Below are 24,287 nucleotides of genomic sequence, written 5' to 3' on the forward strand. Positions count from 1 at the left end.
CTGGGAGGATCTCGGGCTCTCGTTCCCAGTTGAGGCATCGAATTTCTTGATCTTTTGGTCGAAGGTTCGAATCCTTCACGGCCCACCAGCATTGCCAAGGGTTCCGGAGATTCCGGAGCCCTTTTTTATTTCCGCAATCGGCAGTTTTTCGCAACTTCACTTCGTCCTGGTTGCAGAACGGAAAAGGCACCGCATGGCGGTGCGTTTTCCGTTCGGTGCCTGTCCGCCATCCCGGCGGTGAGGCGGCGGTGGATGCGCGGTTACTTCAGCAGCGTCGGCACATCGACGATGCGCACGTCGTGCATCTGGTCCAGGTAGGTGTCCAGGTAGGCCTTGTGCGAGGCGCCGACGATCACCAGCGTGCGCATGCCCGGCGTCGGTCCCATCAGGTCGCGGATGTTGGCCGCCATGCGCAGGTTGCGGGTTTCCCACGAGGTCACGTAGAGGCGGCCATAGCCTTGCGGCGAGGGTTCCTCCAGGGCAGCGCCGTAGTCGCCCTCGAAGGCGATCGGCGCCATCTCCGGACCGTTGTAGTGGCGATACAGCGCCAGCGCCTTTTCCGGTGTGTCGATCTGCGCTTCGATGCCTCCGAACATCGCCGACCGGCGCGCGTTGGCGGGGTTGTCCCAGGCCTTGCGGATGGCTGCCACGTAGGCCTTGGGATCGGGCCCGTAGCGGTCGGAACTGTGGTCATCCATCGGCCAGAGCCGCTCGTGGCCCAGGCGTGCGGCGAGTGTGGCGGCAATGACCGTGTTTTCATTGCGGCTGGCACGCAGGGCTTCCAGTGCGTTCACCAGTTCCTCGTCCAGGCCGTCGCCGGCGTGCCGTTCGGCGGCGGGAAGCCGCAGCCACTGGACGAGCGCGGAATCGCGCTCGCCGGCAGCCAGGAACGTGGCCGCCAAGCGGCGGCGCTGCATTGCCGTCGGCTGCGCGGGCCATGTGGCCAGCAGGGTTTCCGCCGCCGCGTTCGCGGCCGGTATGTCGAGCCCGGTGGCCTTGGCCGCGGCCGAGACGTCGGGGCAATAGTCGTGCATCGTCAGTGCGTAGCGGGAGGGCTGGCGGCTCAGCATGTCGCACTGCAGGCCCGAGACGGCCTCGATGGCGATGGCCCGTGGCTGCCAGTTGGCCAAGCGGTCGAGCAGGCCGGCGAGCGATGCGGGGTCGAACGTGTCCGGCAGCCCTGCCAGATGGGCGGTACCCAGTACCGCGACCTCGTTCGGCACGCCGTGCCGGGGCCCCTTGTGTGTGTGCGGTTCAAAGCCCTGCGCCTGTGCTGCGCCTGCCAGCAGGCATCCGGCCAGCGCCGTCCCGACCAGTAGGTTTCGTCCCAACATTCCCTGTATCACTCCCTGGCCCATGGTGGTTTGCCGTTGAAGCGCCAGCTCGGCGCAAGCTGGCGAGGATTCCTGTCTGCCCGAGGGGCTGTCAATGGCCATGTTTCACGGTGCCCAAGGTCATCGACGGACGGCGCTGGATACCTGCCTCACCTGCCGCCGGGGGACGACGCGCGCTATCGGGATGCCGGCGATGGCTGGCAGTGGATGAGCGCTCGGCCTACCATGCGGCTTGGCATCCGGCGCCCACGGCAGGCGGATGGCGACACCGATGGCGGCCCGGGGGCACGTTTGGACAGACAGATCACGCTATTGCTGCATCGCTGGCGCGAAGGCGACCTGGATGCGCGTGAGCACCTGTTCCAGGCGCTGTATGCGGACCTGATGCAGATCGCGCGCAGCCGCCTGTCCAACCAGACCAACGGCACGCTGCAACCGGCCGCGCTGGTCAACGAGTCACTGATGCGCCTGCTTGGCAGCGACGCCGACTACCAGGACCGTACCCATTTCATCGCCATTGCCGCGCTGAAGATGCGCTCGGTGCTGGTCGACCACCTGCGCGCGCGCTCTGCCGACAAGCGCGGTGGCAACGCCGAGCAGCTCACGCTTTCGCATGCGCAGGACATGAGCGATGAGGACACCATCGGCCATGACGTGCTGGCCCTGCACCAGGCGCTGAACAAGCTGGCCGAGCTGGAGCCGCGTGCGGCCAGCACCATCGAGCTGACCTATTTCGGCGGCATGAGCCGGGACGAGATCGCATTGGTGCTGGATGTCTCGGTGCCGACGGTGGACCGCGACCTGCGTTTCGCGCGGGCGTGGTTGAACCGGGAACTGCGCTGAAACCGCGCACGCCGGGGGCAGGGTGAAGGAGCGCTGGCAGCGGGTACGGGAACTGTTCGATGCGGTGTGTGAGCTGCCGCGTGAGCAGTGGCCCGCCGCGTTGGCCGAGCGTTGCGATGACCCGCAGGTGCGGGAGGAGGTGCTGCAGCTGCTGGGTGCGCAGACGGTGGGGCTCAGCCGGGTCAGCAACCGCCTGGACATCGCGCTGGCCCGGGCGATGGCCCCGGAGTTCGGCATCGGTGACCGGCTGGGACCGTGGCGGCTGATCGAGCGCGTCGCCCAGGGGGGCATGGGCACGGTGTTCAAGGCCGAGCGTGCCGACGGCGTGTACCAGCGGGTGGTCGCGATCAAGCTGCTGCACGGCTTGCCCGGCGGCATGGAAGTGGAGCGGCTGGCGATCGAGCGGCAGGTGCTGGCCGACCTGCAGTTGGCGCACGTGGCGCGGCTGTACGACGGCGGCACCACGCCCGATGGCCATCCGTACCTGGTGATGGAGTACATCGACGGCAAGCCGGTGGACCAATGGTGCAGCGAACAGCAACTGGACCTCCCTGCGCGGCTGGCGCTGTTCCTGGACATCTGCGGCATCGTGCAGTCCGCGCACGAACGGCTGGTGCTGCATTGCGACCTCAAGCCGAGCAACGTGCTGGTGCAGGGCGACGGGCAGCCGGTGCTGCTGGATTTCGGCCTGGCGCGGATGCTCAGCGAGGTGCGCCAGGAGCGGGATTCGGGCTATTGCACGCCGTCGTATGCCAGCCCGGAGTTGATCCGCGGGCAAATGGTCGGTGCCGCCGGTGATGTGTACAGCCTGGGCGTGATGCTGCTGGAGCTGGTATCGACCCGGCCCTGTCTGCGCGAGCCCGGTGACGTGGACGTGCCGGTGCCATTGCCCAGCGAGCATGCGCCGGCGGAGTTGCCGTGGCGCCGGCGCCTGCGCGGTGACCTGGATGCCATCGTCCGGCGTGCCTGCGCGCTGGATGTCGGCGAGCGCTACCGTACCGCCGAGGCGTTGATGGGCGATGTGCGTCGCTACCTGGAACAGCAGCCGCTGCAGGCCCGTCGTGCTGATCGCCTGTACCGCGTGCGCAAGGCGTTGCGCCGCAACTGGCAGGGCGTGGCAGCGGCCAGCGGCTTGCTGGTGCTGCTGCTGGCGTTCGTGATCGGCCTGGTGCAGACCCGCCGGCAGGCGCAGGAGGAGGCCGCCGTCGCCCGCCAGGTCAGCAAGTTCATGGTGGGCGTGTTCGAGACGGCCGACCCGTTCCTGCGCACCGAGCGGGGGGAGGAGGAACTGACCGCACGCCAGCTGCTGGATCGTGCGGCATTGCAGGTGGACAACGAGCTGCGCGAAGCGCCGGTGGAGCGTGCGCGGATGCAGGCGGTGCTGGGTGCGGCCTACCAGAACTCGGGGGTGCCGCTGCAGGCGGAGCGGTTGCTGCAGCGGGCGTACGAAGGGTTCATGCGCACGGATGTGAACCGCCGCGAGGATGCCGCGTCGGTGCTGGCCAGCCTGTCCACGCTGAGGACGAATGAAGGTGACGGTGCCAAGGGGCAGCAACTGGCCGAGCGCGGCCTGGCGCTGGTCGATGGCGCGGCGACGTCGGAAGTGAAGGCACGCCTGCTGGCGGCGCGTGCGTTGGCCTATACCAACCAGCAGCTGTTCGACCGTGCGGAAGTGGCGTTCAAGCAGGCGCGCGCGGCCTATGCGGGGCTGTCCGGCACCGATGACGAGGCGCAGCTGCACGAGCTGGTCTACAACACCGGCCTGATGTACCTGCGCTGGGGGCGCACGCAGGACGCCGCGCGTCACTTCCGGCAGGTGATCGACAGCCTGCATGGCCGGCGCACCAGCCTGGCGCTGGCCGCGGAAACCCGGCTGGCGCAGATCCTGCGCGAGCAGGGCGACTACGCGCAGGCACTGCCATTGCTGCAGGCCGGCATGCACCAGGCCATCGCACTGTATGGCGCCGAGAACAGCTTCGTGCTCGTGCAGCACGAGGCCCTGGCCGACCTGTACCAGGACATGGGCAACTTCACCGCGGCCGAGGAGCAGTTCCGGGCACGGCAACGGCTGAGCGCGATCATCGATGGCGAAGCGTCGGTGCGCTACTCGATGGGATTGTTCAACTACGGCACCCTGCACGAGCAGCGCGGTGACCTGGATGCGGCGGAGCAGATGTATCAACGCGCCTGGGAAATCCGCCGCGACCAGCTCGGGGCGCAGGCGCCGGTGACGATGCGCGCCGAAAGCGGGCTGGGGCGGTTGCTGATGCGGCAGGGGCGGATGGAGGCGGCCGGAACCCACCTCAAGCACGCCGACCTTGGGATGGCCGCCGCGCTGCCAGCCGATGCACCCGGGCGGCAGGAAGTGCGGCTGTACCGCATCGCCTGGCATGTCCGCCAGAACGAACTGGAGCAGGCCAACGCGTTGCTGGAGCCCATTGGCGCGCAGGCAACGCCGATGCTGTCGCTGCAGTTGCTGCAGGTGCGCGCGGACCTGGCCGCGCGGCGCGGTGACGGGAAATCCGCGCTGGCCCTGCGTGATGCGGCGTTGGGACTGTCGATCAGCGTGTACGGGCAGGACAAGATGGAGACCCTGCAGAACCGCATCGCACTGGCGGAAACGCAGCTGCAGTTCGGCCATGCCGGCAAGGCGCTGGCCGAGCTGGACAAGGTGGCCCCGGTGCTGAGCCGCATGCAGGTCGATGGTTCGCCGGACCGGCGCAAGGTCGAAGGGCTGCTGTTGCTGGCCCGCGGTGGACGCGGCTGACGGCTCAGCCCTGCTCGCGCACGATGTCCACCAACCGCTGGCCATAACGGGCCAGCTTGCTGCCACCGATGCCGCCGACCCGGCCCAGCGCGTCGATGCTGGTCGGCCGTTGCTCGGCGATGTTGCGCAGCGTGCTGTCGTGGAAGATGACGAAGGCCGGCACGTTCTGCTCGCGCGCCAGTTCCGCGCGCAGCCCGCGCAGGGCATTGAACAGGGCCAGGTCCCCGGCCTGCACCGGCAGGCCGCTGCGCTGGCCGCCACGTTCGCGTTCGCGCGCCACCGGGCTCTCGCGGCGCATCATCAGCTGGCGACGGCCCTTGAGCACGTCGCGGCTGGCGTCGGTCAGGCGCAGCCCGCCGTGCGCCTCGGGGTCGACTTCCAGCAGGCTGGCCGCGACCAGCTGGCGGAACACGCTGCGCCAGCTGCGCGCATCCAGGTCGCTGCCGATCCCGTAGGTGCTGAGCTTGTCGTGGCCGAGCTGGCGCATGCGCTCGTTGTCGCTGCCGCGCAGGATGTCGATCAGGTGGCCCACGCCGAAGCGCTGGCCGCTGCGGTACACGCAGCTCAATGCCTTCTGCGCCGGCACGGTGGCATCCCATGCAGCCGGCGGGGTCAGGCAGTTGTCGCAGTTGCCGCAGGGCTTGGGGTAGGTCTCGCCGAAACCGGCCAGCAGCACCTGGCGGCGGCACTGCATGGATTCGCAGTAGCCGAGCAGGTGGTCGAGCTTGGCGCGCTCCAGCTGCTTGCGCTCCTCACTGGCCTCTGACTGCTCGATCATCTGCTTGAGCAGCACCACGTCGCCGAGCCCGTAGCACAGCCACGCCTCGGCGGCCTCACCGTCACGGCCGGCGCGGCCAGTCTCCTGGTAATAGCCTTCCATCGACTTGGGCAGGTCGGTATGCGCGACGAAGCGCACGTCCGGCTTGTCGATGCCCATGCCGAAGGCGATGGTGGCGCACATCACGATGCCGTCCTCGTGCAGGAAGCGGCGCTGGTTGGCCGCACGCACTTCCGCCGGCATGCCGGCGTGGTAGGGCAGGGCCTGCAGGCCTTCGTTGCACAGGAACTGCGCGGTTTCCTCGACCTTGCGCCGGGACATGCAGTAGACGATGCCGGCTTCGCCGCGGTGCGCCTTCAGGAAATCCAGCAGCTGGCGCTTGGCGTTGTCCTTCTGCACCACGGTGTAGCGGATGTTGGGACGGTCGAAGGAACTGACGAAGTGGCGCGCCTGCGCCAGGTCCAGGCGTTCGGCGATCTCGCGCTGGGTCGGCGGGTCGGCGGTGGCGGTCAGCGCGATGCGCGGCACCTGCGGCCAACGCTCGTGCAGCACGGTCAGCTGCCGGTATTCCGGGCGGAAGTCATGGCCCCATTGCGACACGCAATGGGCCTCGTCGATGGCGAACAGGGCGACCCGGCTGCGTCCGAGCAGCGACAGGAAGCGGCCGGTGAGCAGCCGTTCGGGGGCGACGTAGAGCAGCTCCAGCTCGCCGTCGAGCAGTTCGCGCTCGACCCGTGCGGCCGTCTCGGCATCCAGCGTGGAGTTCAGGAACTCGGCACGCACGCCGGCCTGGCGCAGCGCTTCCACCTGGTCCTGCATCAGCGCGATCAGGGGCGAGATGACGATGCCGCAGCCATCGCGCAGCAATGCCGGGATCTGGAAACAGAGGGATTTGCCGCCGCCGGTGGGCATCAGCACCAGCGCGTCATTGCCGCTGGCAACATGTTCGACGATGGCCTGCTGGTCGCCGCGGAAACTGTCGTAACCGAAAACGCTGGAAAGCAGTTCTTGCGCGTGACTCTGGGGCATCGCGCTAGTTTACCTGCTGGCGTGGACTGGCCGGGTGTCGGTTATGTGGCTTTCGCGCAGGGGAGACGATGCCGGGGCGCGTAGGGCGGTTGGCGGCGGTGCGCAGGCAGCACCCCACCCCGGCCCTCCCCTTCGCTGCGCGAAAGGGAGGGGGTGTTCACGCAACCTGGCAGAAGCCAGCGAAATCGCCGAACGCAGCGAACCCGTTCTTCCCCCTCCCTTTCGCGCAGCGAAGGGGAGGGCCGGGGTGGGGTAAGCGCTGCTTCCCCGGCTCGAACCTGCCTCGTCCACGCGAGGGGAGGCAGCCCTGCAACGCTTACTGCAGCAGCGAACGCAGCATCCAGGCGTACTTTTCGTGGATCTGCAGGCGCTGGGTCAGCAGGTCCTCGCTGGGCGCATCATTGGCCTTGCCGGCCTGTTCCAGTACCTTGCGCGCGGTGCGGCAGACCGCTTCGTTGCCGGAGACCAGCTGCTGGACCATTTCGCGCCAATCCGGGGCATCGGTCAGGCCGGGCTCCTCGGCGATGGAGGTCAGGGTCACGAATTCACGGTAGGAACCGGGTGCGTTGAAGCCCAGCGCACGGATGCGCTCGGCGATCTCGTCCAACGCGTTCCATTGCTCGGTGTACTGGTCCATGAACATGTTGTGCAGCGAGTTGAACATCGACCCGGTGACGTTCCAGTGGAAGTTGTGGGTCTTCAGGTAAAGGGTGTAGGCATCGGCCAGGAAGTGTGAAAGGCCGTCGGCCACCTTCTTGCGATCGCTGTCCTTGATCCCGATATCCACCCCCGGGGCCGACGGTGCGGCCGCGGCGAGCTTCTTCTTGCCGGCTTCGGATTTGCTGCTGTGCTTGGTTTTGGCCATGACGCTTTACTCCTTGGCGGGTTGAATGGCTTCACAATACCGCTCCGGTAACCGTACCGGTATTTCAAGTTTTCACGTTGAACGATTGATGAGCGCTATCGAAAATCAGACTGCCATCCGCCTGCGCGACGCCCGCAAGGCCATTGACGGGGCGATGAGCCGCGACCGCGGCCGCCTGCTGGGCCTGTGGTCACGCTGGCAGGGCAAGCCGGCCGATGCGGCCGCCGAGCAGGCGCTGTTGCAGCTGTTGGAACGCTCGCAGGCGCAGCGCAGGCAGCGGGCCGCGCAGCCGGTTTCCATCACCATGGACGATGCGCTGCCAATCGCGCGTGAAGCCGACCGGATCACCGCGCTGATCCGCGCGCACCAGGTGGTGGTGATCGCCGGTGAAACCGGTTCGGGCAAGACCACCCAGCTGCCGAAGCTGTGCCTGGCCGCCGGCCGTGGCCAGGCCGGCATGATCGGTTGCACCCAGCCACGCCGCATCGCCGCCCGGGCGGTGGCCGCGCGCGTGGCCGAGGAACTACAGACCGAGCTGGGTTCGGTGGTGGGTTACCAGGTGCGCTTCACCGACAAGGTCGGCGAGGACAGCCGCATCAAGTTCATGACCGACGGCATCCTGCTGGCCGAGATTGCCTCCGACCGCTGGCTGTCGCGCTACGACACGCTGATCATCGACGAGGCGCACGAACGCAGCCTCAACATCGATTTCCTGCTGGGCTACCTGAAGCAGCTGCTGCGCAAGCGCCCGGACCTGAAGCTGATCGTCACCTCGGCCACCATCGACACCGAGCGTTTCTCGCGCCACTTCGACGATGCACCGGTGGTCAACGTCGAGGGCCGGACCTACCCGGTGGAAGTGCGCTACCGCGCACTGGACGAGGCGGCAGCCAACGGCGAGGAAATGCGCCCGGCCGGCGCGCGCGGCCGCCGCGAGGACGCGGATTCGGACCCGGTGTCGGTCAACGACGCCATCGTCGCTGCGGTGGACGAGATCACCCGCAGCGACGCGCGTGGCGACGTGCTGGTGTTCCTGCCCGGCGAGCGCGAGATCCGTGACGCGCACCAGGCGCTGGAGCGCCGCAAGTACCGCGAGACCGAAGTGCTGCCGCTGTATGCGCGGCTCTCGGCCAAGGACCAGGACCGGGTGTTCAACCCGGGCCCGAAGCGCCGCATCGTGCTGACCACCAACGTGGCCGAGACCTCGCTGACGGTGCCGCGCATCCGTTACGTGATCGACCCCGGCCTTGCCCGCGTCAAACGCTACAGCCCGCGCCAGAAGCTGGACCGCCTGCACATCGAGCCGGTGTCGCAGGCCAGCGCCAACCAGCGCAAGGGCCGCTGCGGCCGCATCTCCGAAGGCATCTGTTACCGGCTGTATTCCGAAGCCGATTTCCAGTCGCGCGCGGAGTTCACCGACCCGGAGATCCGGCGCTCCTCGCTGGCCGGCGTGATCCTGCGCATGTTGCAGCTGGGCCTGGGCCAGATCGATGAATTCCCGTTCCTGGAAGCCCCCGACGAGCGCGCGGTGGCCGACGGCTGGCAACAGCTGGCCGAGCTGGGCGCCATCGATGCGGAGCGCAAGCTGACCGCGATTGGCCGGCAGATGGCCCGCCTGCCGGTGGACGTGAAGCTGGCGCGCATGCTGGTGGCCGCACAGAAGGGCGGTTGCCTGCGCGAGATGCTGGTGATCGCCGCATTCCTGGGCATCCAGGACCCGCGCGAGCGTCCGCCGGAAGCCCGCGAGGCGGCCGACAACGCGCATGCGCAGTTCGCCGACGGCCGTTCGGAGTTCATCGGCATCCTGCGCCTGTGGGAGGCCTATCGCATCGCACATGAAGATCTCACCCAGTCCAAGCTGCGCGACTGGTGCGGACGTCATTTCCTGGGCTTCCTGCGCATGCGCGAATGGCGCGAGCTGCACCGCCAGCTGCGCCTGCTGTGCGAGGAGCTCGGTTGGTCGGTCAACGAGGGCGATGCCTTCGGCAGGGCGCTGCTGGCCGCACCGGTCGCGGTGCCGGCCGGCGGCGATGCCGAGGCCAAGCGCAAGGCCACGCGTGGCGAGCTGCACAAGGCCGCGCGCCTGGCGCGCGAGGGCAAGCCGGACCCGGCTGCCACCGGCACGCCCCGTGCGCAGGGCAGGGGGAACGCCGAGTCCGACACCGCGCCAGGTATCCCGGAGAAGGTGCGCGTGGCCGCCTACCAGGCCCTGCACCGCGCGATCCTGGCCGGCCTCCCGACCCAGGTCGGGCATCGCACCGACAAGGGTGATTTCCAGGCGCCACGACAGCGCCGTTTCCACCTGTTCCCGGGGTCGGCGCTGGCCAAGCGGCCGCCGCCGTGGGTGCTCAGTGCCACGCTGCTCGACACCCAGCGCGTCTGGGGCCTGACCAATGCGTCGATCGAGCCGGACTGGGTGATCGCCGAGATTCCCCACCTGCTGGCGCGCAAACACTTCGATCCGCATTGGTCGCGCGCGCAGGGACAGGTGCTGGCGTCGGAGCAGATCAGCCTGTTCGGCCTGGTGCTGGCACCGAAGAAGCCCGTGCATTACGGCAAGATCAACCCGGGCGAGGCGCACGACATCTTCGTGCGGCAGGCGCTGGTGACCGGCGAGATCAACACGCGCGCCGGCTTCGTCGCCGACAACATCAAGGTGCTGGAGCAGGCGCGCGAGGAAGAAGCCAAGCTGCGCCGTGCCGGCATCGTCGCCGACGAGGATTGGCAGACACGCTGGTACCTGGATCGGGTGCCGCCGCATATCCATTCGGCCAGCCTGCTCGACGGCTGGTGGCAGGCGTTGCCGCCGGAGCAGCGTCGCACGCTGCAGTGGTCGTTGACCGACCTGCTGCCGGGCGAAGGCAGCGAGGAAGACCGCTACCCGAAGTACTTCGCGCTGGGCGACGCACGCCTGGCGATGCATTACCGCTTCGAGCCCGGTGCCGAGGATGACGGCGTGACCCTGGACGTGCCATTGCACCTGCTCAATGCGCTGGACCCGGCGCGGCTGTCGTGGCTGGCACCGGGCTTCGTCGCCGACAAGGCCAGTGCCATGATCCGTACCTTGCCCAAGGCGATGCGCCGCAACTACGTGCCGGCGCCGGACTTCGGCCGGGCCTTCTTCGAGGCCTGGCCGCAGCCTTCGGCCGATGACATCCGTGGCGAGCTGGCGCGCTTCCTGAGCAAGACCACCGGGGCGACGGTGGCGGCCACCGATTTCGAGGTGGATGCCCTGGAGCCGCACTTGCGGATGAACCTGCGCCTGTTCGAGGCGGCGCCGTCGCGCGGCGCTGAACCGGGCAGGGGCAATGCACCGGGCAAGGAGGTCTCGGCGAACGGGAAGGGAGCCAGGCTGCTGGCCATGTCGCGCGACCTGGAGGCGCTGCGTGCGCGCTTCGGCGAACGTGCCGGCAGTGCGTTTGCCGCGCGCGCCGGGCAGGCGCTGGCGGCCGAAGGCCTGCGCGAGTTCCCGTCGGCAGCGATCCCCGGGCAGGTCCCGGGCGAGGCCGGCGTGCCCGCCTATCCGGCGTTGGTGGACACCGGTGATGCCGCCGCGCTGCGCATCTTCGCCGACCGCAACGAGGCGGCGCTGGCGCATCCGCTGGGTGTACGCCGGCTGCTGGAAATCGGCCTGGCCGACAAGGTCAAACAGGCCCGCAAGCAATTGCCGGTCTCGCCCAAGACCGGCCTGTTGTACGCGGCCATCGAGTCGCAGGAGCGCCTGCGCGGCGACCTGGTGGATGCGGCGATGAACGCGGTACTGGCCGATGGCCTGGCCGGGATCCGCACACCGGAGGCGTTCGAGCAGCGCCGCAGCGAGGCCGGCAGGCAGTTGTTCGGCGAGGCGATGACACGGCTCAAGCTGGCCGAGACCATCCTGGGCCTGGTCGGTGAGCTCAAGCCACAGCTGGAAGCACCGCTGATGGGCTGGGCGCGCGGCAACCTGGACGACATGGAGGCGCAGTTGGCAGGGCTGGTGCATGCCGGCTTCCTGCGTGAAACGCCGGCCGATGCGCTGGCCCAGTTCCCGCGTTACCTCAAGGCCATGCTGCTGCGCGCCGAACGCGCCAAGCGTGACCCGCCGCGTGACCAGGCACGCATGCTGGAGCTCAAGCCGTTCGTCGACGCGCTGGATGAGGCGCGGTTGCAGGGCCGCGCCGCGCGTGCCGAATGGGCGGCGTTGCGCTGGGACATCGAGGAGCTGCGGGTATCGCTGTTCGCGCAGGAACTGGGCTTCCGCTCGGGGATCTCCGCCAAGAAGCTGGCGCAGCGGGTCGCCGCGTTGCGCGGCTGACCCCTCAGCGGGCCGGCACCGCCGCCGGGCGGTGCTGCTCGGCGCAGGCGCGGCGCGCAGTGTTGAGCTGGCTCTGTGCGTTGGCGTGTTCGCGGGTGATGGCCTGGCGGAACGTGGCCATGCGCCCGCGCAGGGCCTGGCTGCGCTCGGCGGTGGTGGCCGCGGCCAGCTGGTCGTTGAGCATGGCCATCTGCTGCTGCAGGGTGCCGACGCGGTCGTTGGACGAGCCGTAGATCGATGCCGTGGCCGTGGCGATGCAGGCACGTTCGGCGGCGCGGTTGGCCTCCCCATCGGCGCTGGTGCCGGCATCGGCGGTCGCCGCCGGCGCGGCCTCCGTCGGGGGCTGGCCGGGTGGCTCGGTACCGGTGCCGGCAGCCGTCGACGCGATGCGGTCCTCGCGCAGCTTCATCGGCTCGGCGCGGGCGTCGCAGGGATGCTCGGAGTACATCGTCTCCCCCGATTTGCCCTTGCATTTGTAGACCTGCGCATGCGCGCCGGCAGGAAGCAACAGCAACAGCAACAGGGGCAGCAGGATCGTGTTGGGCATGGCAGGTGGGGTCGCTGGGAGGGGCGGTGCCGCGGCGTCGGTCACTTGGTCCGGCGGACCTTGGCGCGGGTGTTCAGACCTTCCACGCGCAGGTACCAGACGTTCATCAGCCCTGGGGTGATCTCCACCGTGGGCATGTCACGGCGCACGCCGGAGACGCTGGCCTCGTCGGTCTGCTCCCAGACCTGGCCGTTGTCGAGCGTGTACTGGCGGCCCTTGCCGAAGCCACGGAATTCGCCTTCCAGCTTGGCCACGATCGGGTCGCGGCTACCGAAATCGAAGAAGCCGCGGTTCTTCACGATCACTTCCTGGCGCCCTTCCTCGCGGGCCTGTTCCACCGCGGCGCTGGCAACGCTGGCGGCCTGTTCCACCTTGCCCTGCAACCAGTTGTTCAGTGCCGCCAGCTCCTCGGCATTGAGCTTGTCCAGGCCGGCGGCCTTGAACTCGGCGGGCGACATCTGCTGCTGCAGGTCGCCATGGACCACGCGCTGGGCATGGGCCGGCAGCAGCGGCGACAGTGAAAGCGCGGTGAAGGCGGCGAGGACGGCAAGGCGAGGCAGCTTCATGAACGTTGTTCCCGGCGGCAGTTGGGCGCTAGTGTAGGGGCATCCACCTGCAATTGACTGCTGTGAACCGTTCTTCCTCCCCTGGCCTGGATACGCTGCTGCAGCGTCCTTCCACCCGCGCCCTGTCCGAACCGCTGCGGCAGGCCCTGTTGTCGTGCTGGCAGCAGCCCGACGTGGCGCACGCGCCGCGCCTGCCCTGGCCGGTGTTGGCCGACACCCTGGATTCGCTGGCGCTGCTGTCCGCCGACGAGAGCGTGATCATCGCCGCGCTGCTGTTCGACCTGCCGGGCCTGCGCGCGCGCGCGGCCGAGCTGCCGCTGGGCGGCATGGCCGCGGCGGTCACCGGCCTGCTTGATGGCCAGGACGCCGCCGACCAGGTGTGGGCGCTGCATGCCGGGCGCGACGCCGGGCGCAACTCCGAGGGCCTGCGCCGCCTGCTGCTGTCGATCATCCATGACCTGCGCGTGGTGCCGATCCTGCTGTCGCGGCAACTGGCCTGCATGCGCGCGGCCGACAAGCTGCCCGACGAACAGCGCCGCGCACTGGCCCAGCTGACCCGCGACATCCATGCGCCGCTGGCCAACCGGTTGGGCATCTGGCAGTTGAAATGGGAACTGGAAGACCTGGCGTTCCGTTTCCTGGACCCGGAAACCTACCGCCACATCGCCCGCGAAGTGGACGAGACGCGCATCGCGCGCGAGCGCTACGTCGAAGCAGTGAAGCGCAAGCTGTCCGGTGCCCTGGCCGAACAGGGCATCCCCGCCGAGGTCAGTGGCCGCCCGAAGCACATCTACAGCATCTGGCGGAAGATGCAGAAGAAGCACCTGGCCTTCGAGCAGCTCTACGACCTGCGCGCGGTGCGGGTGATGGTCGACGACGTGGCCGCCTGCTACGCCACGCTGGGCGTGGTGCATGCGCTGTGGACGCCCATCCCCAGCGAGTTCGACGACTACATCGCCCGGCCCAAGGCCAACGACTACCGCTCGCTGCATACCGCGGTGATCGGCCCGGAGGGGCGCACGATCGAAGTCCAGATCCGTACCCATGAAATGCATGCCCAGGCCGAACTGGGCGTGGCCGCGCACTGGAAGTACAAGGAGGGCGGCAAGGGCGCGGAGAAGGCGTTCGACCGCAAGATCACCTGGATGCGCCAGCTGCTGGAGCAGGCCCAGGACCCGGCCGCGCCGGAGGACCTGGCCGGCGCGCTGGATGCCGAACTGGTCGAGGACCGCGTCTACGCGCTGAGCCCCAAGGGCGAGGTGATGGACCTGCCGGCCGGGGCGACGCCGCTGGACTTCGCCTACCACGTGCACACGATGGTCGGGCACCGTTGCCGCGGGGCGAAGATCAACGGCCGCATCGTGCCGTTGACCTACCACCTGCGCAGTGGCGACCGGGTCGAGATCCTGACCGGCAAGGAGGCCGATCCCCGTCGCGACTGGCTGTTGCCGGCCAACGGCTTCCTGGCCAGCAACCGCTCGCGCGAGAAGGTGCGCTCGTGGTTCCACAAGCTGGACCGTGCGCGCAACGTGCAGGCCGGCCGCGACCTGCTGGACCGCGAACTCAAGCGGCTCGGCCTGCAGCAGGCCGACCTGGCGACCGTGGTGCGGCGCTTCCACGCCGAGAGCGTGGATGACCTGTACATCCAGGTCGCGCTCGGCGACACCGGCCCCAACCAGGTCAGCCGCGCGCTGCTGGAAGCGGAGAAGGCGGCGCAGGCACCGGCCGCGCCGCCGCCGTTGCCGCGTCCCACCGCGCGACGCGGCAGCACCGGCAAGTCCGATTTCACCGTGCAGGGTGTGGGCAACCTGCTGGTGCAGCTGGCGCGCTGCTGCCAGCCGGTGGCCGGCGAACCGATCCAGGGCTACATCACCCGCACCCGCGGCGTCACCGTGCACCGGGCCGACTGCGTCGCGCTGGCCCGGCTGGCCGCCGCGCACCCGGAGCGGGTGCTGCCGGTGGAGTGGGGGCGCACCGGCTCCGGCTACGAGGTGGACGTGATGGTGCGTGCGGTCGACCGGCGCTGGCTGCTCAAGGACATCACCAACCTGATCGCCCAGGAAGACGCCTACGTCACCGAGATCAACAGCGACAACCTGCGCGAAAGTGGCCGGGTGCAGTTGCGCCTGCGCCTGAAGGTCAGCGACTACGGCCAGCTCTCCACCTTGCTGGGCAAGCTGGATGCACTGCCGGGCGTGGACGACGTGCGCCGCTTGGGATGATGCCGCGCGCCCTGTCCGGCAGCGGGCAGGTGCGCGCCTCACGGGAAAACACGGCAGGGCACGGCAGGATGGCCGTCATGCCCCGACAGGTATGCTGGAACGCATGGAGAATTGGCGGCACCGCTGCAGGCAGGGACTGGAAACGCTCGGCGACACGCTGCGGCTGTATGGCCGTTGGTGGGTCGCGCGTGGCTGGAACAGTCCGCGTGCGTGGCGCTCGATCGGCCTGGGCGTGGCGGCGTTGGCGTTGCTGTTGACCCTGCTGCGGCAGCCGTTGGCCGATTGGTTCTGGCCGGAAACACGCATCCAGCAGTTGCTCGATGACGGTCGCCGTGCCCTGGCGCAGGGGCGGCTGACCGCCCCGGATGGCGATGGGGCCCGCGAACTGTTCGCCGCGGCGGCGGCCCTGGACCCGGACCGGCGCGACGTGCAGGACGCCTTGGTGCAGACCGGCCAGGCGGCGTTGGCGCAGGCACGCCGGCAGATGGGTGCCGGCCAGTTGGCCGCGGCACGTACGTCGCTGGAGCTGGCACGGCAACTGCAGGCGCCTTCGGCCGAGATCGAGCAGATCGAGCGCGCGCTGCAGCATGGCAGCCGCGAGCAGGACGGCGTGGAGCAGTTGCTGCGCGATGCGGAGGCCGCGCACCTGGCTGGCAGCCTGGACGACGGGCCGGACAGCGCGCTGCCGCTGTACCAGCGCGTGCTGGCGGTGCAGCCGGACCGCATGCAGGCGCTGGAAGGACGCGACGACGCGTTGTCCGACCTGTTGGCACGGGCCTCGGGTGATGCCAACGAAGGACGGCTGGCCGACGCGGCGGCGCTGCTGCAGCGGGTGGAGCGTTATGACCCCGGCCATGCCGAACTGCCGGCGGCCAAGGCGGCGCTCAATGCGGCGTTGGAACAGCGCGCCCGGCAGGGCGAGCGCGAACTGGCGCGTGGACGGTTGGCGCAGGCCGCCGAATCGTTCCAGAAGGTGCTGGCGGTGGGCGAGGACGCGGCCGCGCGCCGTGGCCTGCAGCGCATCGCCGTGGCACAGGCACAGGAGGCCACGCGCCTGGCTTCCGACTTCCACTTCGGGCAGGCCGAGGCGGCGCTGGCGCAGGCCCGCGCGCTGGCCCCGGACAGCACCGAGGTGGCCGCCGCCGAGCAGGCGGTGCAGCGTGCGCGCGACGCACGCCAGTCGATGGAAACCCCCTTGTCCAACGCCGAGCGCGAGCGGCGCCTGAAGCGCCTGCTCGTGCAGTTGCAGGAAGCCGAGGCGCGCGAGCAGTGGCTGTTGCCACCGGGCAGCAGCGCCTATGACCGGTTCAAGGCAGCGCAGGCGCTGGCGCCGCAGGATGCGCGGGTGCGGCGCGCCGCTGCCCGGATCCAGCCGGCGGCCCGGCAGTGCATGGAAGACAACCTGCGCGGCAATCGCCTGCGTGCCGCGCGCACCTGCCTGGATGCCTGGCAGGCGTTGGCGCCGAGCGACCCGGCGCTGGCCCCCGCGCATCGGCGCCTGGCCCAGCGCTGGCTGGCCGTTGGCAGCGAGCGGCTGGGCATGGGCGACACCGCGTTCGCCGCGCAGGCCCTGCAGCAGGCGCGCCAGATCGACCCGGGCACGCCGGAAATCCACGCGTTCGCCGAACGCGTGCGCTCGGCCGGTCCGGGGCCCTGAGCCGCGCAGGGCGGCGTCAGTCGAAGAACACCCGCGTGACCGCCGCCTGGGCGGCCTCCATCGAGAAGTGCCGGGCGATGTTGTGCAGGCCGTTGTCGGACAGGCGCTGCCACAGCACCGGATCGGCATACAGCTGCACCACCGCATCGGCGAAAGCCTGCGCCTCATCGGCCACGCGCACGTCCTGGCCATCGCGCAGGAACATGCCCTCCACGCCGCAGCTGGTGGCGACCACCGGCTGGCCGTGGGCCATGCTCAGGTTGACCTTGCCCTTGACCCCGGCGCCATAGCGCAGCGGTGCCACCGCGAGGCGGGCCTGTTCCATGTACGGCACCACGTCCGGTACGTAGCCGTGCACGATCACGCCGGGGCAGGCGGCGGCCAGCGCCTGGATGGCCTCGGGCACGTCCGCACCGATGCAGTGGAAGCGGACATCGGGCAGCTGTACGCGGATCCGCGGGAACACCTCGCCGATGAACCACTGCATCGCGTCCAGGTTCGGCGGGTGGCGGAAGCCACCGACGAACACCAGGTCGTGGCGCTGCGCGTACGGCAGGCCGTGGCCGGCCACTTCATGCAGGTTGGACACCAGTTCGACCCGGACCTGCGGCGCGTCCACGCGTAGCTGCTCCTGTTCGGCGGCACTGACCAGCAGGGTGATGTCGGTGGCGGCCATGATCGCCAGCTCGCTGGCGCGGGTACGCTCGGCGCCACGCAGCAGGCTGGCGTCGCCGGCCACTTCGGCGCCGCGGCGCTCGCGCAGGTAGTGCAGGTCGACGGTATCGAACACGGTGCGCGCCTGCGGCGCGAATTCGCGGACCAGCGCCAGGCATTCGTTGGCGACGTGGTAGCGCACCATCATCACCACCGCGAAGCGCTTGCCGTTGTCACGCAGCCAACTGCCGATGCCGCCCAGGAACGGTGCGTGCCAGACTTCCACGCCCATCGCCTGCAAGGCTTCGGTGGCGCCGCCGGCATGCTCGCCGCGGGTGGGCACGAACACCACGTGCGCGCCCTGCGCGAGCAGCATGCGGATCAGGTTGACCTGGCGCAGTGACGCCGAGTCACGGTCCGGGTGCGGCATGGATTCGTCCAGGACCAGGATCTGGCGCTGGTCCCGGTGCAGCAGCGCCGGGCCGGGCACGCTGCCGACCGGCAGCTGCCGGCGCAGGGCATCGCGCCACTTGTCGGCGAACACCTGCTGGTTGCGTACCTGGTAGGCCTTGACCCCGCTGCCGGTATCGGTGCCATTGCTGGTGCCTTCGTCGTGCACCACGCGGCTGGCCGGCTGGACCAGCACGCGCCGGCCGGCGGCGCGCACCTTGAAGGCCAGGTCGGTGTCCTCGTAATACGCCGGCGCGTAGCGGGCATCCAGCCCGCCAAGCTGTTCGAACAGTGCACGCGGCACCGCCAGCGCCGCACCGGAGCAGTAGTCGGCGTCGCGCAGGCTGGCATAGCGGGGATCCTCCGGCGACTCGAAGCGGCCGTAGCTCCAGCAGCTGCCATCGTCGAACACCACGCCACCGGACTCCTGCAGGCGGCCATCGGGGTACAGCAGCTGCGCGCCGACCAGGCCGGCTTCGGGAACCCGGGCGAAGGTATCCAGTAGCGCATCCAGCCAGCCGGGCTGGGGAACGGTGTCGTTGTTGAGCAGCACCACGTAGTCGCCGCGACTCAGGCGCAGGCCGTCGTTGCAGGCGGCGATGAAGCCGCCGTTGCGTTCACGCAGGTGGTAGCGCAGGCCCTGCACCTGCGGCATCCAGGTGGCGGTTTCGTCGCTGCTGCCGTCGTCGACCACCAGGATCTCGCAGCTGGCCGCCGGCGGATGCGCGGCCAGCGCGCGCAGGCAGGCCAGGGTGTGGGCGCAGTGGTTGTAGACCGGGATCACGATGCTGGCGCGCGGCTGTTCGCTGGCCGGCACGCTGAACGGTGCGAACGGTGCGAACGGGGCGGCTTCCGGGAAGAACAGCGGCGCGCGCTGCGGCGGCGGCTGGCGGCGGGTATGCACGCCGACCCGGTGCAGGGTGGCGCGCCAGCCGCGGGTACGCAGGCTGGCCAGCCCGCGGCGGATCAGGCCGACGATGCGTTTGAGGTGGTAGCGCGCATCGGCCAGCGACATCGACATTCCGGTGGAACTCCAGCTTAAGCAGGGAAGGGCCCGCGACCGCGCCCCGGGGCATGGCTGCGTTAGACTCATTGCAACTCACATTCTCGCATCCCCGTGCCGCCACGCTACGATTCCGACGAGTTCGACGACGATACCGACGACAGCAGTCCGCCGTGGCGCAGCCGCCTGATCACCTGGGGCATGGCCGCCGTCGCCCTGGGATTGGGCTTCCTGGCCCCCTACACGATCTACCTGAACAACCAGGTCACCCAGCGTTTCGGTGAACTGCGCTGGCAGATCCCGACCCGTGTCTACGCGCGGCCGTTGGTGCTCAGCCCGGGCGTGGCGATGAACGCGGCCACGCTCAAGACCGAGCTGGCGGCCTCCGGCTACCGTGATGACGGCACCGGCAGCAGCCCCGGCACCTACCGCGTGCAGGGCGGCAGCTTCCGCATTTCCAGCCGCGGTTACATCGACGTGGATGGCCGGATCGCGCCGCGCCAGGTCGAGGTGGTGGTGTCTGGCGGGCAGGTGGCTTCGCTGCGTGACGCGGCCGACCGCAAGGGGCTGAAGGCGGCGCGGCTGGACCCGGCGCGCATCGCCACGCTCTATGGCCAGAAGCAGGAGGAGCGCCGCCTGGTGCGGATCTCCGAGACCCCCGAGCTGCTGGTCACCGGCCTGCAGGCGGTGGAAGACAAGGACTTCGCCCATCACCACGGCATCGACATCAGCGGCATCGTGCGCGCGGTGTGGGTGGCCGTGCGTTCGGGCGGTGAAACGCGCCAGGGCGCCAGCACGCTGACCCAGCAGCTGGCGCGCAGTGGCCTGCTCGGGATCGGCAAGGAACAGACGCTGACCCGCAAGTTCAATGAAGTGCTGTACGCGCTGATCATGGAGGCGCGCTACGACAAGGCCACCATCCTGGAGGCCTACCTCAACCAGGTCTACCTGGGCCAGCGTGGCAAGCAGGCCATCCACGGCGTGGCGTCGGGCGCGGAGTTCTGGTTCGGGCGCGACCTCAATTCGCTGACCACCGAGCAGGTGGCGTTGTTGATCGGCCTGGTCAAGGGGCCGTCGTACTACGACCCGCGGCGCAACCCGGACAACGCGCTGGACCGCCGCAACTTCGTGCTCGGCAAGCTGCACGAGAACAAGCTGATCGACGATGCCGAGTACCAGCGCGCACTGAAGGCACCGCTGGGCGTGTCCAAGACGCCGGGCATCGCCGCGGCCAACCGCTTCCCGGCCTACATCGACCTGGTGCGCCGCCAGCTGGGCAACGACTACCCGGAAAGCGTGCTGCAGGGCGCCGGCCTGAACGTGTTCACCGGCATGTCGCCGTCCGCCCAGGCCTACGCCGAAGGGGCGGTGCAGCACACCATCAAGGCACTGGAGAACAAGCGCCGCCCCGAACTGCAGACCGGGCTGGTGCTGACCGACGTGCACAACGGCGACGTGCTGGCGGTGGTGGGCAGCCGCGACGTGTCCGAGCCGGGCTTCAACCGCGCCATCGAGGCGCAGCGCCCGGTCGGCTCGCTGCTCAAGCCGTTCGTCTATCTGCTGGCGCTGGCCCAGCCGGACCGCTTCTCGCTGGCGACCTGGGTCGAGGACACGCCGGTGACGGTCAACCTCAGCCGGGGCCGCAACTGGACCCCAGGCAACGCCGACAACCGCAGCCATGGCACGGTCCGGCTGATCGATGCACTGGCGCGCTCCTACAACCAGGCCACGGTGCGCGTGGGCATGCAGGTCGGCCCGGAGCGGCTGACCCACCTGATCAACGTGCTGGCCGGGCTCAAGGCCGAGGCCAACCCGGCGGTGATCCTGGGCTCGACCGACCAGAGCCCATACGGCATGACCCAGCTGTACCAGTTCCTGGCCTCCGGTGGTGAAATCCAGCCGTTGCACGCGGTGCGTGGCGTGGTCGATGCGCAGGGCAAGCTGCTCAAGCGTTACGACAAGAGCCCGGCGCCGGCGCAGGAGGGCGATTCCATCGCCGCCAACCTGATCAGCGTGGGCCTGCAGCAGGTGGTGGCCAGTGGCACCGCCGCCCGGCTCAACGCCGAGGGCCTGTCGCACCTGCAGGCGGCCGGCAAGACCGGCACCTCCAACGATGGCCGCGACAGCTGGTACGCCGGCTACACCGGCGACCACCTTGCGGTGATCTGGATGGGCAACGACCAGAACGAACAGACCGGCCTGTTCGGTGCCTCCGGCGCGATGCGGGTGTGGTCGGGCATCTTCCGCAACCTGCCGAGCAAGCCGCTGCGCGTGAACAACAAGGGGCTGGACTGGCAGTACGTGGATGCCAACGGCAACAACGCCACCGACGAAGGTTGCCCGGGCGCACGCCGCTTCCCGTTCGTGGTCGGCTTCGCGCCGGCGTATGCGCCGTGCAGCCCGCCGGCCGAGGCCGTGCCGGATGCCGGCGAGGGTGGCAGCGAAGGCGGTGGCTGGCGCAGCTGGTTCGGGCTGGACCGCAAGGCGCCTGAACCGGCCTCCACGCCCGCTTCCGAGACGCCTGCGCGATAATGCCGGGCATGAACGTTTCTTCTGCTCTTCGTTTCGCGCTGGCCGCTACGGCGGCCTCCCTGCTGCTGGCGGCCTGCGTGAGCACGCCGCCGTCGCCACCGGTCGTGCAGGACACCACCACGCCGGCCCAGCGCCTGGCCGCGGTGGAGGCCATCGCCGGCGTCGATGACACCGAGTTGTCGGTGCAGCCGCTGCGCGACGCCCAGGTCGATGACCTGCGCGAGAACGCCATCGCCAAGCGCAAGGCCGGTGACCTGGCCGGTGCCGCCGAGGACCTGAACCAGGCGCTGATGCTGGTCGACAATGACCCGGGCATCCTGCAGGAACGTGCCGAAGTGGCGCTGCTGCAGGCCGACTGGGCGCGCGCGGAGACCCTGGCCAAAAAGGCCGTGGACCTGGGTTCGCGTACCGGCCCGTTGTGCCGCCGGCATTGGGCGACCATCGAGCAGTCGCGCCTGGCCCGCGCCGAGAAGGAGAACGCGGTGTCCGCGCACGCGCAGATCGAAGGCTGCACGGTGCCGGGGATCAAGCGGTTCTGACCGCGCCCGGGACGCGGGCAGCGATGCCGCGACGCTGAGTGGCCGGCAGGACCCGTGCACCGGGTTCCCTCGAACGGTCGTCTCGTCCACCGCCCTCCCGTTCCCCGACACCGGTTCTCCGCGCCAAGGCCATGTCCTCCCTCGCCACCGCCAGCTGTGAAGCCCTCAGCGAAGGCGGCGCGCTCGCCCGCGCGCTGGATGCCTTCGTGCCGCGCCCGGCCCAGTTGCGCCTGACCGGTGCCATCGCCGAGACGCTGCAGCAGCGCGACGTACTGCTGGCCGAAGCGGGGACCGGCACCGGCAAGACCTTCGCCTACCTGGTGCCGGCGCTGCTGTCGGGCCTGAAGACCATCGTTTCCACCGGTACCCGCGCGTTGCAGGACCAGCTGTACCACCGCGACCTGCCGCGCGTGCGCGCCGCGCTGGGGGTCGGCCATCGTGCGGCGTTGCTGAAGGGACGCGCCAATTACCTATGCCGCTATCGCCTGGACCAGGCGCGTGGCGAGCCGCGCTTCAGCACGCCGGAGCAGGTGGCGCAATTCCAGCGCATCGTGACCTGGTCCGGGCGCACGCAGTACGGCGACATCGCCGAGCTCGATGGCCTGGCTGACGATTCGCCGCTGCTGCCGATGGTCACCTCCACCGTCGACAACTGCCTGGGCACCGATTGCCCGTTCTGGAGCGATTGCTTCGTGGTGCGGGCCCGCCAGCGCGCACAGGAGGCCGACCTGGTGGTGGTCAACCATCACCTGCTGCTGGCCGACCTGGCGCTCAAGCAGGAAGGCTTCGGCGAAATCCTGCCTGGCGCGCAGGCGTTCATCATCGATGAGGCGCACCAGCTGCCGGAACTGGCCACCAATTTCTTCGGCGAAGGCTTCGGCATGCGCCCGTGGCAGGAGCTGGCCCGCGACTGCCTGGCCGAATGCCGCAGCGTCGCCGGCGCGCAGGCCACCCTGCAGCAACCGGTGGCGACGCTGGAGCTGGCGCTGCGCGCGCTGCGCGAGGCGATGGAAAAACTGCCGCCGCGCGGCACCCGCTGGCGGGCGATGGCCCAGCCGGAAGTGGCCGACGGCTTCGATGCGGTCAGCGCCGCACTGGCGCAGCTGCGCGATGCGCTGGCGTTGGTGCGCGAGGCCTCGCCGGGCCTGGATGCCTGCCATGCGCGCGCGCAGGAAGCCGTGTCACGGCTGGCGCGCTGGCTGGGCGAGGACCTGCCGCTGTTCGATTTCGAGGCCGACGAGCATGACGCCGCCGGCGTCGACGATGGCAACGACGTGCTCTGGTACGAGCTGACCCCACGGGGGTTCCGCTGCCAGCGCACGCCGATGGATGTGTCCGGCCCGTTGCGCGAGCACCGCGAGCGCTCGATGGCGGCGTGGGTGTTCACCTCGGCCACGTTGACCGTGGACGGCGGCTTCGATCACCTGGCCAAGCGGCTGGGGCTGGATGACCCGGACACGCTGGTCCAGCCCAGCCCGTTCGATTGGCCGCAGCAGGCACTGTGCTATCTGCCCCAGCACCTGCCCGATCCGGCCGCGCGCGGCTATGGCACGGCGCTGATCGCCGCGCTGCGGCCGGTGCTGGAGGCCTCGCAGGGGCGGGCGTTCCTGCTGTTCGCTTCGCATCGCGCGTTGCGCGAGGCCGCCGAGGCGTTGCGCGACGGGCCATGGCCGCTGTTCGTGCAGGGCGAGGCACCGCGCGCCAGCCTGCTGCAGCGTTTCCGTGACTCCGGCAACGGTGTGTTGCTGGGCTCGGCCAGCTTCCGCGAAGGCGTGGACGTGGTCGGCGATGCACTCAGCGTGGTGGTCATCGACAAACTGCCGTTCGCCGCGCCGGACGACCCGGTGTTCGAGGCGCGGCTGGACGCGATCCGGCGCGAGGGCGGTAATCCGTTCCGCGACGAACAGCTGCCGCAGGCGGTGATCGCGCTCAAGCAGGGCGTAGGACGGCTGATCCGCAGCGAGACCGATCGCGGCGTGCTGGTGCTGTGCGACCCGCGCCTGTTGTCCAAGGGCTACGGCCGGGTGTTCCTGGATTCGCTGCCACCGTTCCGGCGGACGCGCGAACTGGCCGATGTGCAGGCCTTCTTTGCGCGACAATGGGGCCCTTCGCCTGAAACCGATGCCGCCGCGACCATCGCCGCGGGTGTGCCTGACGCCGTCGCGGATCCTGCCGTGCCGCCATTTTCCCTGTCGTGAACGTATCGC

General features: G+C 69.6%; 13 protein-coding genes and 2 pseudogenes. 9 read left to right on the top strand and 6 right to left on the bottom strand.

The features are described 5' to 3' along the window. Window positions 1-260 precede the first annotated feature (260 nt). A complete protein-coding gene (locus ACIPR8_RS03435; RefSeq protein WP_446540158.1) occupies window positions 261-1,334 on the bottom strand; it encodes a DUF5694 domain-containing protein in 1,074 nt (357 codons plus the stop codon). 291 nt (window positions 1,335-1,625) lie between these two features. Between ACIPR8_RS03435 and ACIPR8_RS03440 the strand changes: the two genes are divergently transcribed. Together ACIPR8_RS03440 and ACIPR8_RS03445 are read left to right on the top strand one after the other, a co-directional pair. Next, window positions 1,626-2,177 carry an ECF-type sigma factor gene (locus tag ACIPR8_RS03440; RefSeq protein WP_165931196.1) on the top strand — a complete coding sequence of 184 codons (552 nt, stop codon included), beginning with the start codon at window positions 1,626-1,628 and terminating at the stop codon, window positions 2,175-2,177. Between the two features lie 22 nt (window positions 2,178-2,199). Further along, complete coding sequence (locus ACIPR8_RS03445) at window positions 2,200-4,944, top strand: protein kinase domain-containing protein (protein ID WP_446540159.1); 2,745 nt, start codon at window positions 2,200-2,202, stop codon at window positions 4,942-4,944. Window positions 4,945-4,948: 4 nt separating this feature from the next. Here ACIPR8_RS03445 and recQ read toward each other — a convergent pair whose 3' ends face one another. After that, the gene (gene recQ / locus ACIPR8_RS03450; RefSeq protein WP_446540160.1) at window positions 4,949-6,751 is read right to left on the bottom strand and encodes a DNA helicase RecQ; all 1,803 of its coding nucleotides are present in this window, start codon (window positions 6,749-6,751) and stop codon (window positions 4,949-4,951) included. 316 nt (window positions 6,752-7,067) lie between these two features. Next, complete coding sequence (locus tag ACIPR8_RS03455; RefSeq protein ID WP_132865321.1) at window positions 7,068-7,616, bottom strand: Dps family protein; 549 nt, start codon at window positions 7,614-7,616, stop codon at window positions 7,068-7,070. Between the two features lie 88 nt (window positions 7,617-7,704). Between ACIPR8_RS03455 and hrpA the strand changes: the two are divergent. Both hrpA and ACIPR8_RS03465 read left to right on the top strand, forming a co-directional pair. Beyond that, a pseudogene (gene hrpA, locus ACIPR8_RS03460) lies at window positions 7,705-9,723 on the top strand (ATP-dependent RNA helicase HrpA); the annotation flags it as partial. 78 nt (window positions 9,724-9,801) lie between these two features. Then, a pseudogene (locus ACIPR8_RS03465) lies at window positions 9,802-11,910 on the top strand (DUF3418 domain-containing protein); the annotation flags it as partial. 4 nt (window positions 11,911-11,914) lie between these two features. Here ACIPR8_RS03465 and ACIPR8_RS03470 read toward each other — a convergent pair. Further along, window positions 11,915-12,457 (bottom strand): DUF4124 domain-containing protein, encoded by a 543-nt coding sequence (locus ACIPR8_RS03470; RefSeq protein WP_446540161.1) that lies wholly within the window; start codon window positions 12,455-12,457, stop codon window positions 11,915-11,917. 41 nt (window positions 12,458-12,498) lie between these two features. Continuing rightward, window positions 12,499-13,023 (bottom strand): hypothetical protein, encoded by a 525-nt coding sequence (locus tag ACIPR8_RS03475; RefSeq protein WP_192287414.1) that lies wholly within the window; start codon window positions 13,021-13,023, stop codon window positions 12,499-12,501. A 62-nt stretch (window positions 13,024-13,085) separates the two neighbouring features. On the opposite strand from ACIPR8_RS03475, the gene ACIPR8_RS03480 reads away from it, so the two are divergent. Further along, window positions 13,086-15,245, top strand: coding sequence for a RelA/SpoT family protein (locus ACIPR8_RS03480; RefSeq protein WP_446540162.1), 2,160 nt, complete (start codon window positions 13,086-13,088; stop codon window positions 15,243-15,245). Window positions 15,246-15,348: 103 nt separating this feature from the next. Continuing rightward, window positions 15,349-16,902: a hypothetical protein gene (locus tag ACIPR8_RS03485; RefSeq protein WP_446540163.1), complete on the top strand. Its 1,554-nt coding sequence runs from the start codon at window positions 15,349-15,351 to the stop codon at window positions 16,900-16,902. 16 nt (window positions 16,903-16,918) lie between these two features. On the opposite strand, the gene ACIPR8_RS03490 is transcribed toward ACIPR8_RS03485, so the two are convergent. Continuing rightward, window positions 16,919-19,027, bottom strand: coding sequence for a glycosyltransferase (locus ACIPR8_RS03490; RefSeq protein ID WP_446540164.1), 2,109 nt, complete (start codon window positions 19,025-19,027; stop codon window positions 16,919-16,921). A 96-nt stretch (window positions 19,028-19,123) separates the two neighbouring features. Here ACIPR8_RS03490 and mrcB point away from each other — a divergent pair, with 96 nt between their 5' ends. The 3 genes from mrcB (at window position 19,124) to ACIPR8_RS03505 (ending at window position 24,278) form a co-directional block, all read left to right on the top strand. Then, entirely contained in the window at window positions 19,124-21,541 is a 2,418-nt protein-coding gene (gene mrcB, locus ACIPR8_RS03495) for a penicillin-binding protein 1B (RefSeq protein ID WP_446540165.1), read from the top strand. A gap of 8 nt (window positions 21,542-21,549) precedes the next feature. Continuing rightward, window positions 21,550-22,080 (top strand): tetratricopeptide repeat protein, encoded by a 531-nt coding sequence (locus ACIPR8_RS03500; protein WP_132865314.1) that lies wholly within the window; start codon window positions 21,550-21,552, stop codon window positions 22,078-22,080. Between the two features lie 131 nt (window positions 22,081-22,211). Further along, window positions 22,212-24,278, top strand: coding sequence for an ATP-dependent DNA helicase (locus tag ACIPR8_RS03505; RefSeq protein WP_446540166.1), 2,067 nt, complete (start codon window positions 22,212-22,214; stop codon window positions 24,276-24,278). Window positions 24,279-24,287 lie beyond the last annotated feature (9 nt).

This window comes from Stenotrophomonas sp. LARHCG68 (assembly GCF_052871705.1).